The sequence below is a fragment of the Pokkaliibacter sp. MBI-7 genome (assembly GCF_029846635.1).
Taxonomy (GTDB): Bacteria; Pseudomonadota; Gammaproteobacteria; order Pseudomonadales; family Balneatricaceae; genus Pokkaliibacter.
The window spans coordinates 803,890-817,539 of the sequence record NZ_JARVTG010000002.1 but is presented as its reverse complement, the minus strand read 5'-3'; the positions used below and the strand labels follow the sequence as shown (position 1 = coordinate 817,539).

14 protein-coding genes are annotated in these 13,650 nt (G+C 54.2%); 6 read left to right on the top strand and 8 right to left on the bottom strand.

Annotated features, from left to right (window positions below; translation table 11 throughout):
* Positions 1-7: 7 nt before the first annotated feature.
* Positions 8-910 carry a LysR family transcriptional regulator gene (locus tag QCD60_RS23395; protein ID WP_279788936.1) on the bottom strand — a complete coding sequence of 301 codons (903 nt, stop codon included), beginning with the start codon at positions 908-910 and terminating at the stop codon, positions 8-10.
* 122 nt (positions 911-1,032) lie between these two features.
* Between QCD60_RS23395 and dkgB the strand changes: the two genes are divergently transcribed.
* Positions 1,033-1,839 carry a 2,5-didehydrogluconate reductase DkgB gene (dkgB, locus tag QCD60_RS23390; RefSeq protein ID WP_279788934.1) on the top strand — a complete coding sequence of 269 codons (807 nt, stop codon included), beginning with the start codon at positions 1,033-1,035 and terminating at the stop codon, positions 1,837-1,839.
* A 342-nt stretch (positions 1,840-2,181) separates the two neighbouring features.
* Here dkgB and QCD60_RS23385 read toward each other — a convergent pair whose 3' ends face one another.
* Positions 2,182-3,075, bottom strand: coding sequence for a LysR family transcriptional regulator (locus QCD60_RS23385; RefSeq protein WP_279788932.1), 894 nt, complete (start codon positions 3,073-3,075; stop codon positions 2,182-2,184).
* Positions 3,076-3,199: 124 nt separating this feature from the next.
* Here QCD60_RS23385 and QCD60_RS23380 point away from each other — a divergent pair, with 124 nt between their 5' ends.
* Entirely contained in the window at positions 3,200-3,634 is a 435-nt protein-coding gene (locus tag QCD60_RS23380; protein ID WP_279788930.1) for a PACE efflux transporter, read from the top strand.
* Between the two features lie 146 nt (positions 3,635-3,780).
* Here the strand turns inward: QCD60_RS23380 and QCD60_RS23375 are convergent, their stop codons facing one another.
* The 4 genes from QCD60_RS23375 to QCD60_RS23360 all read right to left on the bottom strand — a co-directional run bounded on the left by QCD60_RS23375 (position 3,781) and on the right by QCD60_RS23360 (position 8,154).
* Positions 3,781-4,272 carry a DUF3237 domain-containing protein gene (locus QCD60_RS23375; RefSeq protein ID WP_279788928.1) on the bottom strand — a complete coding sequence of 164 codons (492 nt, stop codon included), beginning with the start codon at positions 4,270-4,272 and terminating at the stop codon, positions 3,781-3,783.
* A 51-nt stretch (positions 4,273-4,323) separates the two neighbouring features.
* Positions 4,324-5,427 (bottom strand): polyamine ABC transporter substrate-binding protein, encoded by a 1,104-nt coding sequence (locus tag QCD60_RS23370; protein ID WP_279788926.1) that lies wholly within the window; start codon positions 5,425-5,427, stop codon positions 4,324-4,326.
* A 23-nt stretch (positions 5,428-5,450) separates the two neighbouring features.
* The gene (locus tag QCD60_RS23365; protein ID WP_279788924.1) at positions 5,451-6,779 is read right to left on the bottom strand and encodes an alginate export family protein; all 1,329 of its coding nucleotides are present in this window, start codon (positions 6,777-6,779) and stop codon (positions 5,451-5,453) included.
* A 121-nt stretch (positions 6,780-6,900) separates the two neighbouring features.
* Entirely contained in the window at positions 6,901-8,154 is a 1,254-nt protein-coding gene (locus tag QCD60_RS23360) for a serine hydrolase (protein ID WP_279788922.1), read from the bottom strand.
* A 137-nt stretch (positions 8,155-8,291) separates the two neighbouring features.
* Between QCD60_RS23360 and QCD60_RS23355 the strand changes: the two genes are divergently transcribed.
* Positions 8,292-8,906, top strand: coding sequence for a helix-turn-helix domain containing protein (locus QCD60_RS23355; RefSeq protein ID WP_279788920.1), 615 nt, complete (start codon positions 8,292-8,294; stop codon positions 8,904-8,906).
* A 52-nt stretch (positions 8,907-8,958) separates the two neighbouring features.
* On the opposite strand, the gene QCD60_RS23350 is transcribed toward QCD60_RS23355, so the two are convergent.
* Positions 8,959-9,999: a zinc-dependent alcohol dehydrogenase family protein gene (locus QCD60_RS23350; RefSeq protein WP_279788918.1), complete on the bottom strand. Its 1,041-nt coding sequence runs from the start codon at positions 9,997-9,999 to the stop codon at positions 8,959-8,961.
* A gap of 208 nt (positions 10,000-10,207) precedes the next feature.
* Between QCD60_RS23350 and QCD60_RS23345 the strand changes: the two genes are divergently transcribed.
* The gene (locus QCD60_RS23345) at positions 10,208-10,672 is read left to right on the top strand and encodes an Lrp/AsnC family transcriptional regulator (RefSeq protein WP_279788916.1); all 465 of its coding nucleotides are present in this window, start codon (positions 10,208-10,210) and stop codon (positions 10,670-10,672) included.
* Positions 10,673-10,679: 7 nt separating this feature from the next.
* On the opposite strand, the gene QCD60_RS23340 is transcribed toward QCD60_RS23345, so the two are convergent.
* Entirely contained in the window at positions 10,680-11,165 is a 486-nt protein-coding gene (locus QCD60_RS23340; RefSeq protein WP_279788914.1) for a MarR family transcriptional regulator, read from the bottom strand.
* 234 nt (positions 11,166-11,399) lie between these two features.
* Here QCD60_RS23340 and QCD60_RS23335 point away from each other — a divergent pair, with 234 nt between their 5' ends.
* Entirely contained in the window at positions 11,400-12,353 is a 954-nt protein-coding gene (locus QCD60_RS23335) for a PDR/VanB family oxidoreductase (protein ID WP_279788912.1), read from the top strand.
* A 168-nt stretch (positions 12,354-12,521) separates the two neighbouring features.
* The gene (locus QCD60_RS23330) at positions 12,522-13,586 is read left to right on the top strand and encodes an aromatic ring-hydroxylating dioxygenase subunit alpha (protein ID WP_279788910.1); all 1,065 of its coding nucleotides are present in this window, start codon (positions 12,522-12,524) and stop codon (positions 13,584-13,586) included.
* Positions 13,587-13,650: the final 64 nt, after the last annotated feature.

The window sequence follows — 13,650 nt, the reverse complement described above, 5'->3', positions numbered from 1 at the left end:
GAGATGCCTAATCGTCGAAGCCCTGTGGCCCGATGGTTTTCGCCAGAAAGTCAACGAAAGACTTGATCCGGGCAGAAACAGTGGTGTTGCGGTAGTAAACGGCATTGATGCTTTGCCGTGACACCAGCGTGAGTTCAGGGAAGAGCTGTACCAGACGGCCGGATTGCCGGTCTGCTCGTGTCATAAAGTCGGACAGGCAGGCAATGCCTCCGTCATTCAGTGCCATTTGCCTTAATGTCTCACCGCTGGAGGCTTTGACTTGTGGCTGGATGTGCAGCAACTGACCATCTTCCGCAAGGAGTGGCCATTCATTCAGTAATTCCGGCTGGGTAAAGCCGAGCAGGCGATGTGAAGCCAGCTCGGCGACAGTGAGGGGAGTACCGCGCTGTGCCAGATAGTCGGGGCTCGCCACGACCCTCATCTGGCTGGTGGCAATAGGCATAGCCCGCAGGGTGGAGTCTTTCAGGCGACCAATACGTATAGCGATATCGGTACGCCGTTCGAGTAAATCGATAATGCCTTCGTTGGAGTTCAGCTCCAGCTGCACCTCCGGGAACTGCTGCTGATACTCCGCCACCCGGGGAGCAATCACATGCAGCATAAAGGGGGACGCGGCATCTACCCGCAGCAGACCAGCGGGCTGATCACGCCGTAACGCCAGCAATTCTTCGCTTTCCTCAACAGACGTCAGAATGTCACGCACCCGCTCCAGATAAAGCTGGCCTTCCTCCGTAAGTTTGAGTCGTCGTGTTGTGCGATTCAGCAGTGACGTATTCAGCTTTTCTTCTAGCCGTGCTAGTGACCGGCTGGTCGCCGAGACCGTCTGACCAAGCTGTTCCGCTGCAGCGCTGATGGAGCCGCAGTCCACGACGGCCTGGAAGGCCTGCATTTCATCCAGAGTGGCTTTCATTTTTGACTGATACGCAAAAGTGTTTCGTTGAGAGGCGTGTTTTTGCAAAGGTAATGAAGCGGCACACTGAGATCAATCACAACGGGTGCAAATCCGACAAGTCACGAGAAAAGAGGTGTGTCATGGCTGTTCCTTCATTTGGTCTGGGGACGTTTCGCTTGCAGGGGCAGGTGGTCATCGATTCGGTCCGCACGGCGCTGGAGCTGGGCTATCGGGCAGTGGATACCGCACAGATTTATCAGAATGAAGCAGAGGTCGGGCAGGCGATTGCGGAAAGTGGCGTGGCTCGCGAGGAGATCTACCTGACGACCAAAATCTGGGTCGACAACTACAGCAAGCACACGCTGATCGACAGCTTGCACGACAGTTTACGCAAATTGCGCAGTGACTATGTCGACCTGACCCTGATTCACTGGCCTGCACCGGGGAATGGCGTTGCTGTCGCCGAGTACATGCAGGCGCTGGCAGAAGCCAAAGCGGCCGGTCTGACCCGGGAAATAGGGATCTCCAACTTCAATGTTGCACTGACCAGAGAGGCGATAGCCGCGGTCGGCAGGGAGCATATCGCGGCCAATCAGATTGAGCTGAGCCCCTACCTGCAGAATCCAACGCTGGTGAGCTTTCTGCAGGAGCAGCAGATTCCGGTGACGTCCTATATGACACTGGCGTATGGCAAGGTACTGCAGGATCCGCTGATTCAGGCCATCGCAGCACGTATCCCTGCCACGCCGGCACAGGTGGTACTGGCATGGGCATTGCGAAAAGGTTATGCGGTTATCCCGTCGTCAACCCAACGCAGCCACCTGGCATCGAACCTGCTGGCACCGCAGCTGCAGTTGAGTGATAGCGATATGGCCCTGATTGACAGCCTTGAGCGCAACGGCCGTGAAGTCAGCCCGGAAGGATTAGCTGCTGAATGGGATGACTGATGCTTCGCCCACGGATAAAAACCTTCGCTCAAAGGTGAACAGTGAGCGCATCCTGCCGGAAACGCCCGGCAAGATGCGCCAAGATGCAGAGCTGCCACCTGAAAACACCTGAAAACACCTGAAAACACCTGAAAACACCTGAAAACACCTGAAAACACCTGAAAACACCTGAAAACACCTGAAAACACCTGAAAACAAAACTTATGCCCGGCAACAGACCTTGTGGACGTGTCGGAACAGGGCTGTTCAATATTGTATGTATTAAAAATATTTTGTACGTACTGAATAAAATTGACTGAAACACCTCACAAAATACTCAAGCAGAACCGCCAGAAACCTTTTTCAGCCACCACGCTGCCTTTTTTGAATAAGTTCAACATAGCGTTTGGCACCCAGCCCCAGCGGTTTTTCCGTGCTCCAGACCACATCTGCCCAAAGCAGACGCTCATTGGTCATGTTGGTAAACACCACCTCAATCAGATCACCACTGTGAATGGACGGCTGTACCAATGAAACCGGCAACAGCGCCCAGCCCAGACCTTCCTGTACCAGACGCAGGGCAGCCAGGTGATTGTCGGTGCGCCATAGCTGGCGGGACTGCACCAGCCTGGGGTCGCTGTAAGGTGCATCACGACTGGCGGCGACCATGATCTGCCGGTGTTCAAGCAGGTGTTCATGTCTGGCTTCAGCGCTGGCCTGCGCCAGAGGGTGCTGAGGAGCGGCAACGATGATCAGTTTTTCGCTGCCCATTTCCTGAAATACTTCACGTTCTTCGATGGTCGGGCGTTCAAATACGACTGCCAGATGAGCACTGCCACGATGCAGCATCTGCATCGCATCCTCCTGCGGCACGGCAAGAATTTCCAGCTCCAGTGCGGGAAATTCTTCTGCCAGCTGCGGAATGGGCTCACTCCAGCGGGTCGCCAGTAACTCCGGTGCGATGGCCAGCGTCAGCCGGGTTTCCAGCCCACGATGCAGTGCCAGCGCATGGGCTTCCATCTGCTGATGCAGCGCGGTCAGCTGGCGGGCCTGCGGTTCCAGCGCCAGAGCGGCTTCGGTGGGGACGGGTTCCCGACCGTTACGATTGAACAGCTGTAAATCCAGCTCCGCCTCCAGCTGGGCGATGGCCATGCTGACCGCAGAGGGAACTCGCCCCAGCTTGCGCGCCGCCGCAGAAAAGGAGCCGCACTCCAGCACGGTGAGAAACAGGGTGATGTTGTCAGTCGAAAAGGCCATGGTGATCTGTCAGTTATTCTGAAAGGAGCTGACTAAACATATCAGCTTTCAACACATATAGTAGGCGCCATTCAGGCCAGTCGCTGTCATTCATGCCTGATGATCAGTAATAACGGGAAAGGCCATGCAAGGCATCAAACGGAAAATCGTCTACGTCCTTCTTTCAGAAGCCATCGCCATCATGATCACCGCCGGTGTGCTGAGCCTGCTGGGTAACAGCCAGCAAACCGCCGGTGTCGGCGCGGTGGTCACGTCGGCACTGGCCATGTTCTGGAATTTTGTCTGGAATACGCTGTTCGAGTGGTGGGAAGCGCGGCAGCAGCAAAAGGGCAGAAGTCTGCGCAGGCGGGTAGGCCATGCCATCGGCTTTGAGCTTGGCCTGTCGTTGTTGCTGGTGCCGTTCTTTGTCTGGTGGCTGGGTATTTCCTGGTGGAAGGCGCTGACACTGGATATCGGCATGACCCTGTTTTTCATGGTCTACACCTTTGTCTACAACTGGGCGTTCGATCTGGTTTTTGGCCTTCCCAAATCTGCTATGCCAGAGTGCACCTCGCCGTGAGGAACGACTCATCGCTTTCCTGATGCGCCCGTCAGCCAGCTGTCAGGTACAGGCCTGCTCAGATTCGCATAAATGATGTTTTCTGACCGGACATAAGCAAAGCGGGGGTGCCAGTGGCAACCCCCATTCTGGTGAATGAACCCTGATTACGTCAGGCCGTAACAGGTGATGATGACCTTGTGGTCTGAGGGGTAGAACACATCACCGATCAGCACGGCTGTGCCCAGCCATGACAGGCGCCCCAGAGCAACCTGAAAAGACGGCGTGCAGTGGCACTGATAGTCTGTGCGTTCTATCGGCCAGATGCCTGCTTTTACCTGCTGCTGGCCCTGTTCCGTCAGCATCAGCCAGCCGCGGTTGCGTATATTGATCAGCTCGCCTTCGTCGGTTTTGAGGCTGTAGATGGCATCCAGCCTGCCTGTGCCATCGTGCTGTTCCAGAAAGCAGTCGTAACCACCACTGACCACGGTACCGCAGATCACCTCTGCTGAAGGGGTAAACAGAGTGAAGCGGCCACCGAGAATGGGGTAGTTCATCCTGATGCCTTCTGCAACATCTCCCAGCAGTTCAGGCGCGGCAATGTCCACTTCCAGATGAAGACGCTTTTCCAGTTCGGGCGTTCTGGCGGTATGACTCATCGATAACCTCAGATAACAGGTGACTGAGCAAGGCAGGCTGGCTGTCCGGCATTAAAGACCGGTCTTGATGGTGGTCCAGGCGCGTGTACGAACCCGCTCTATGGCATCGGGCACGGCCTTCAGCGGAAACAGCGTTTTCTTCACCTCATCGCTGACGTACATATTCGGATTATTGCGAATAGCCTCGTTGACCAGTGCGGTGGCATCGACATTGGGGTTGGGATAACCCACTGCGTTGCTGATGCGGGCGATGATGTCAGGGCGCAGGATAAAGTTAATAAAGGCATGGGCTTCAGCCGGGTGTTGCGCGTTGGCGGCAATACTCATGACATCCGACCACATGGGGGCACCTTCTTTAGGAATGCTCATCTGGATATTGAGGCCATTGCCTGCCGCCTTAGCAATTTTGTCGGCCAGCACCACGCCGCCAGACCAGCCCACGGCCAGACAGATATCACCATTGGCCAGATCCATACCGTATTTCGACGAATCAAAATAACGGATGTACGGGCGCACACCCTGCATTAGCTCGACGGCTTTTTTATAGTCCGCCTTATTCTGACTGTTCGGGTCGAGCTGGAGATAATCGAGGGCAATTGGCAGGATTTCACTGGAGGCATCCAGCAGGCCGACACCACACTGCTGCAGTTTGGCCATGTATTCGGGGTTGAAAATGATGTTCCAGGAATCGATTTTTACATCTTCTCCCAGCACCGCTTTGACCTTATCTGCGTTGTAACCAATCAGCGTGGTTCCCCACATGTAAGGCACGGCGTACTCATTGCCTGTATCGCCCACCGCTTCGAGACTTTTCATGAAGTCAGGGTCGAGATGGGACCAGTTAGTCAGCTGCGACCGGTCCAGTTTTTCCAGCGCGCCCACTTTGATCAGTTTGGCGATGTCTGCGGTACCAGGAAACACCACGTCATAACCGGAGTTGCCGGTCAGTAATTTGGACTCCAGTGTTTCTACGTTATCGAATACGTCATAAATCGGATGAATACCAGTTTCTTTTTCAAAATCATTCAGCACGTCCTGTGGCATATATTCAAGCCAATTAAAAATACGTACTGTTTTTTCTTCAGCAAAACCGGTCTGAGCCAGAAAGGCAGAACACAGTGCAACAGCACAAGCTAATCGTGAATAGCGTTTCATGGATGATACCTCAATGGGTCAGATCAGTATTTGTAAGTAAAATAGAGTTCTATTGCACTGAATTTTTTATCATCGCCAAAGAATTCTCTGGCAGCAGACTGTGGTGTCACCCAATTGTATGACAACGAAGAATAGAATTTTTCGTTGGGGGCATAATCAAGATAAATGACACTTTCATCAGCAAAGTGCTTGCTTTCGACCACCGTGCCGAGAAAGTTATTTTTATCCAGCCAGAACTGGTAATGCATGGCGCCCAGGGTAAAGGCGTCGTTTAACTGCAGTTTGGCACTTAGCTGATGAACATTTTCATTACTGTTGTTCATCAGATAATTGCCCACCACATCGCCGATCAGCCAGGTTCCCCAGTCAATAAAACCTTTGCTGAGCGGGTCCCAGGCTTTGCTGGTGTTATCGGTCAAGTCATCGTCGCCGGAAAAACTGGCATAACGATAGCCAATGGTCGGCTGCATAGGCAGGGAGGCAAACTGATAATCACCCTGTAGGTACCAGGCGCTGGCATCGTACTCGGTCGTGCTGTTACTGCCTTTCTGCCAGGCCATTTCGGCATTAAGCGTTAGGTTAGGCACGCCGGGCAGCACGCCATGCAATGCGCGAAGATCGTAGACACGCATACCATCACGGCTGGTGGACTGACTGCTGTCCGCTATCGTGGCCACACCCAGTGCCATGGCGCCCAGTGTCACCTGATCGTTGAGGTTGTAATCAACGTTGGCGCCCGTCAGACGAAAGTCTCCGATATCACTGTCGGTACGCAGGCTGAAGGCCTGAGCTTGCAGAGCCTTGTTATCCCAGCTCAGCACAGCGGCATCGCGAAAAGCACTGCGTGGCCCCAGCCAGTAAGCGCCGTCCTTGAGAAAGTCGAGATTGCCGTCCATGACGATAAAGCCATTACCCACCATGAAGTTCTGTCGACCCAGAGTGAGCGTCCATTGCCGGTAATGAACACCAGCATAGAGTTCCTCAACGGCTGTCTTACCGTCAGAACTGCGGGAAAAGCCTCCGGCATCACCATCACCCAGCGTGGTGGCTGACACCACTGAACCTCCGCCAACCAGTGCCCAGTCGTCATTGAGCTGGTAGTTCAGGGTTAGCCCGGGTTTGAGATAGCCTTCCTGCCAGGTGGCGGAAGTACCTGTGTTTTCGCCGTTGCGTATATCTACCCGGCCTGTACCGAAATTGACATTCCGGCTGATGATATTGCCAGCTCCTATATCCAGTGTGGCTTCTCCGGAAAGGCTGCCGTTAGTAAATACATAGCCAGCCTCGGCTGTCTGCCATATTAACGGCAAAGCTGCCGCTAATACGCCACATAAATGGAGGCGTCTTTTCATCTTTTAACTCCTGCTTCTCTGATTAAGAAAACAGGCATGCACGACAAAAAATGCATATCCTGAATTTATTTTTATTTTTACTGAGATATGTCTGGTGAATATTTTTATTAGATATTTTTTATTAAAGGCTACTGGCGATAGTGCGTATCATTGCAACGGAATCACTGTCCATATCGCCCACAGCAGTAGGTAATGCTGATTGCTTGACTACGACAATATCTTTCTGCAGGTCGATAAAGAGATACTGGCCGTGAATACCGCCTGCCATTAATTGCTGACTTTCTGCAAACACATACCACTGACTGGTATAGGAAGCGCCGGGCGTCCAGCTGGAAAACTCGGTATTGGCTGCATAAATAGCGGGGTCTGCACCTTTCGCGATACGACGGATGGTCTCAGTGCTGATCAGCATTTTGCCCTGATAGCTGCCCTGACAGGCAATCAGTCTTCCCAGTCGGGCCATATCGCGCAGGGTGGCACTGAATCCGGCACCGGCGACGTTGCGCCCCCAGGGGTCTGCCAGAAAATAACCGTCACGCTGACAGCCTATTTCACTCCAGATGGCCTCCAGCAAACGGGCGCAGGGCTGACCACTGGCGCGCTCCATGACCCAGGCCAGCACTTCCGTGGTGGCGGTCACGTAATGGAAGAATCCGCCATGCTCACCGTTCTTGCGCAGTGACGGCAGGTATTCATACAGCGAGCGGTACTGCTCATAACCTGAAGGGGTGGGCTGGAAGCCACAGGCATAGCCGTATTGCGAGCTTTCCGAAGCGGGGTCGTCATACACCTCGCTGTAAGCGATACCGACCGCCATATCCAGCAGTTGCCGGATGCTGGCATCGGCAAAGGCACTGCCCGCCAGCTCCGGGATGTAATCGAGTGTCAGCGCCCGGTCATCAAGTTTGCCTTCACTGATCAGTTGTTCGGCCAGCAATCCGATAAGGGATTTAGTGACGGAGAACATGATGTGCCGGTCATTGGCCTGCTGACCCTGAAAATAGCGTTCGTAAACGATACGACCTTGCTGCATGACCAGAAATGCATCGGTATGGCTTGCCAGCAGATGCTCCAGCACGGTGACGTCATCGCCGCAGGTACTGGTGAAATGCAGGGAGTCCAGCGGGAGAGGTGAGGACTCCAGCACATCGGCCCCCGCGCTGCCCGCAAAAACACTGATTGATGGCCGCAAACGGGCAAGATGGCGGAACCCCCAGCGGTTAAAGGGCGGATGCATCCAGTTGGACCAGGTAACGCGCAGCTCGGGTTCCGCCGGGAAGCCTTTCATGAAAGGCAGAGGCACTTCCTTGCCGGTTTCCAGCATCTCCCTGGCAAGCTGGTAGTGCTCACTCAGGGTCATGGTGTGGTTAAGCATGGTTTTCATCCAGTGGTGGCTGAATCTGATGTAGCAAAAGTATTAATCCTATAAAAAACTTTAGTCAATAAAATATTTTTCTGATGTAAGTTAAGTTGCTATGCTTGCAGCACGGAACTGAACGAGTGTGAGAAAACGTGAGCGGATTACGAGAACAGCAGAAGCTGGCGCGCAAACAGGCAATTGCCCAGTCTGCGGTGCGGCTGTTTGAACAGCAGGGATTCAGTGCAACCACCGTGGAGCAGATTGCCCGCGAAGCGGGGGTTTCATCGCCGACGGTATTTAAATATTTCAGCTCCAAGCAGGAGATCCTGCTGGAAATGCTGCGCGAGCAGGACCACAAGGCCATCGTTGATGTCACGGAAATCATCGATCAGTTTGATGATCCGCTGGATGCCATGTGTGAGCTTGAGCGGCGTCTGATCACCAACAGTCTGCAGATCCTGCCTGCTGCGTTCTGGCGGGAGGTGCTGCCGATCATTCTTACCGGTGGAAACAACGAGTTGCCCGAAGCGTATCAGGCGTCCAATGCGCAGCTGCAGCGTGAAATACAGCATCTGCTTGAGCGTTTGCAGAAGCGTGGCAAATTACGTGCTGATGCCGACATCGCCTCCGCGGCGTTTCTGCTTAATGACTATTCACACCTGCAGCTGCTCAGGCTGGTCAGTAAGGACCCGCTGGATATGGAGACTCATTTCAGGCAGGTGCGCAAGATTTCGGCACTGGTACTGCATGGGCTGCAAACACCATAAACAGGCACGGCCCACTGAGACTGACAGTTGTCCAGCAGGCCGGAAGAGAGTGTTAAAACGCCGTGACCACCGTTACACCGGCAGTGGTAGCTTTGTCCATGGTCGTCAGTGCCTCAATGGACTGCTCCAGTGAAATAGTGCGGCCCAGCAGTTTCTCGGGTTGCAGCTTGCCTGACATGATCATGGACAGCATGGCGTCATAGCGATGGGCCTGCATGCCGTGGCTGCCGATAATTTCCAGCTCATGGCCAATCACTCTGGCCATGGGAATGGCAGGGGTTGCATGCTCGGCCAGCAATAAGCCCACCTGAATATGTTTCCCCAGCCTGCGCAGACTGTTGATGGAGTTCACACAGGTGATGGGATGGCCCAGCGCATCCAGTGACACGTGGGCGCCACCACGGCTGATCTCTCTGATGGCTTCGGCAACGTTATCCACTTCACTGGCATTGATCGTGGCTACCGCGCCGAGTGAGCGTGCCAGCGCCAGTTTGTCTTCACCGATATCAACCGCAATAACGTTCGCGCCAATGGCGTTGGCGATCATGATGGCGGAAAGCCCGACACCCCCGCAGCCGTGCACGGCGACCCACTGGCCTGCGGAGACCTTGCCCTGATCGACGACCGCGCGGAAGGAAGTCACAAAGCGGCAGCCGAGACTGGCTGCTGTTGCATAGTCCATATGTTCGGGCAGGGTGACCAGATTGACGTCAGCATTGTGCAGGGTGACGTACTCAGCGAAGGATCCCCAGTGAGTAAAGCCGGGCTGAGTCTGTGCTCCACAGACCTGATGATTGCCCGAATAGCATTCAGGGCACGCACCGCAGCCGCTGACAAAGGGCACGGTGACGCGGTCACCGACACGGAAACGGCGCACATCCTTACCCACGGCAGCGATGACTCCCGCAAACTCATGGCCCGGCACATGGGGCAGATGAATATCCGGGTCATGACCCATCCAGCCATGCCAGTCGCTACGGCACACCCCCGTCGCCTTGACCTGTACGACGACGCCATGGGCCTCTGGCGTGGGATCAGGCACAGTCATTAACTGAGGGGCAGTGCAGAAGTTCTCGTAGACGATGGCTTTCATTGAAGGATGACCTCTTAGGCGGGCCTGGCAGGCTGCCTGACGTTGTGAACGCGTGGGATCGGTGGCTGGAGTTGCCCGGGCAACCCTTCGCCTCTGTGCTACTCAGACTAGTCGTTAACGCAGAAATTACTTTGCTATTTCCGGTTGCGGCTTTGCCCTGTGGGAAATAGTCTTCCTCTGATTGTGTAAATAGAGGTGGAGTCTTCTCATGTCAGCCGTTGATAAGGTGGATCTGGACATTCTGGCCCGGTTGCAACGTGATGGCCGGTTAACCAACGCGAAACTGGCAGCGGATCTGTCATTAAGCGAAACACCATGCTGGCGGCGGCTAAAAAGGCTGGAAGAGGAGGGCTATATTGAGGGATATCAGGCCAATCTTGATCGTCGCAAGCTGGGTTTTGGCGTCATGGCCTTTGTGCAGCTGACCTGTACCGCACACGATGAAGCCACCACCCGCGAGTTTGAGGCCATCATTGCCCATTCGGAGAACGTGCTGGCCTGTCATAACACCACCGGCGCTGCAGACTTTCTGCTGCAGGTTGTGGCAAAAGATCTGGATGACTACAGCCGCTTCGTTGAGCGGGTGTTGCGCAAATTGCCGGGGGTATCGGCAATCTGCTCCAACATTTCATTGCGGGAGCTGAAGGCTTCCAATCGTCTGCCATTGCTGTAGAGCGATTTTACGATCTCGTTTCCAGTGACTCGCCGGGAACAACCGCATTGACGTCGTCGACGCGGGCGTGCATGCGGGTAAGCAGGCTAACCAGGATATCCACCTCTTCAGGAGTAAAGTCACCCAGCAGTCTGCGTTCACGCTCTAGCGCTGTCTGCAATACCCGGTCATGTATCTGCTGCCCGCTGTCAGTCAGTGACAGCGTGTATTTTCGCGCATCCTGATCATCTGTCTGGCCATCCACATAACCCGCATTCTGTAGCGTCTGCACCGCGCGGCTGACAGCACTCTTGTCCAGCCCGATCACCTGTGAAATACGGTTGGCGGTGATGCCGCTTTCGACGGCCAGCATCGACAGGATGCGCCATTCCACCACCCCGACACCAAAGTGTTTGCGATAGCAGGTCGAAGCGCCTGCTGACAGCTTGTTGTTCAGAAAGTTAACCAGAGCGGGAACATAACGGCTTAAATCAAGGTGCTTCTGTTGAGACATGGTTTCCCTTCATCGGTAATAGGACTTTATTGGTTGACACCGCAACTAACTGGCGTAGGATAGGCCAACAGACAGGAAACTCATCCTGTATTTAATACTGATAAGAATAATATGGGTGAACAAATGAACCGTGATGCCATCTCCATATCTCCTCATCGTTATTGACGACCAATAACCAGTAATACCCGTTCAGAAAAAAGATTAACACTGCATTTCTGTGGTGGGGATATTCTCATGCATAAAATAAAAGTAAATCGCAAACTGAAAGAGGCAGAAGGAATTACCAGCTTTGAGCTGGTTTCTCCTGCTGGCGATGAATTGCCAGCATTTACTGCCGGAGCTCATATCGATATTCATATCAGACCGGGCTTAGTCCGCCAGTATTCACTGTGCAATCCACCGGGCGAAACGCATCGCTATGTCATTGCGGTATTGAATGAGCCCACATCGCGCGGCGGATCAAAGGCTATGCACGATAGCATAGAAGAAGGGGATCTCATCACTATCGGCCTGCCACGTAACCTTTTCGAGCTGGATGGCGGAGCAGAACACTATCTGCTATTTGCCGGCGGGATTGGCATTACCCCGATGCTGGCCATGGCGCACCATCTGTATGCGCAGGGCAAGTCCTTTGCCCTGCATTACTGCGGCAGAACGGCGGCCCGGCTGGCGTTTGTACAGCAGTTGCGTCACAGCCCCTTTGCCAACGCTGTCCATTTTCATCTGGATGACGGCCCTACTTCTCAGCGACTCGATCTGCCACAACTGCTCGGTACACCGAGTCCGTCACAGCAGCTTTATATCTGTGGCCCGACAGGCTTCATGGACTTTGTTCTGAATGAAGCGCGTGGCCGCGGCTGGCATGAGGATGCGCTGCATCGGGAGTATTTTTCAGCCCCCGTTACGACAACTGCGCAGGACCCGGCTTTTGAAGTGGAGCTGCGCCAGTCACAGCGGGTGATCGCCATTCCAGCAGCGCGCACCGTTCTGGAAATGCTTTTAGAGGCAGGCGTGGAGGTAGCCAGCTCCTGTGAACAGGGCGTCTGCGGCAGCTGCCTGATCCCGGTGCTGGAAGGGCAACCGGATCATCGTGATCAGTTTCTCACTGCGCAGGAAAGACAAGCCAATAACTGCTTTACCCCCTGTTGTTCACGATCATTCAGCCCCCGGCTGGTGCTCGACCTTTAACCGTTCGCAGAAAACGTTATTGCCGCCGCCGAAACAGGGAAATGCTCCCGGAGCCCGGAGAGCAGGAAAAAAAGCACAGATTGATGCACTGAATGAGCATTTTCATCCTGCTTTTTGACTCGCTGTTCGGCAGCGCAGACAGATTGCACAGCCAATAGGAGAACAACCGTGACCGTTGCTATGTATCAGCCCCAATCCCTGGCCAGCGAGCCAATGCCTTTCCCACTGGATCAGTGGTATGTGGCGGCCCATGCCTGGGAAGTGACACAACAGCCACTGGCTCGCACGTTACTGAGCCATCCGGTGGTGATGTTTCGTACCGCGGCAGGCGAGGTGGCGGCGCTGGAAGACCGGTGCTGCCATCGGGCTCTGCCGCTTTCCAGGGGAACCGTGGAGGCCGACGGTATTCGTTGCGGCTATCACGGTTTGCTGTTTGATCAGCAGGGCAGCTGCGTTGATATCCCTGGCCAGCTGAAGATTCCCGCCAAAGCCCGTGTGCGTTCGTATGTGGTGTGTGAGCAGGACGATCTGGTCTGGATGTGGTTCGGCCACGATGTCGGGGCGGCGCCTGCACACCAGCCACCACGGTACGATGTGCACAGCAGTGGCAAGTATCTGTACAAGGGTGATGTTTACCACTACGACGCGCCTTATCAGCTGATCCACGATAACCTGCTGGATCTCAGTCACCTCGGCTACGTCCATCTGCACACCATCGGTGGTGATGCCAGAACCCACATGAATGCCCGGATGACAGTGGAGGAGCAGGGCGAAACGGTGACGGTCAAACGTCACATGCTCGATTCTGTACCGCCGCCGACCTATGTTGCGGCCTACCCCTTCAGGGATAAGGTGGATCGCTGGCAGGAAATCGAATTCCGTGTCACCCATCTGAGAATCTGGACTGGTGCCGTTGATGCTGGGTCGGAATCTGTTGATGACCCTGAAAGGGGTGGCTTCCATATGCGTGGTTTCCATGGTGTCACACCGGAAACGGCAACCACCAGTCATTACTTCTGGACCATAGCGACCAATCCCAAAGAAAACCTGCAGGAAACACTGCAGAAAGTCGTGGACCAAACGAAATTCACGTTCGATGAAGACAAAGTCGTTATTGAAGCGCAATACAACAATATCTGTCAGTTTGATCATCCTTCGATGATTGATATTCATGTGGATGTCGGTGCTAACCGGGCAAGGAGAATGATACAGCGCCTTTGCATGAAAGAATAACGTCAAGAATTACCCGACTAATACATTGGCAGCACAATCAATAACAACAAAAAGAGGTGGCTAT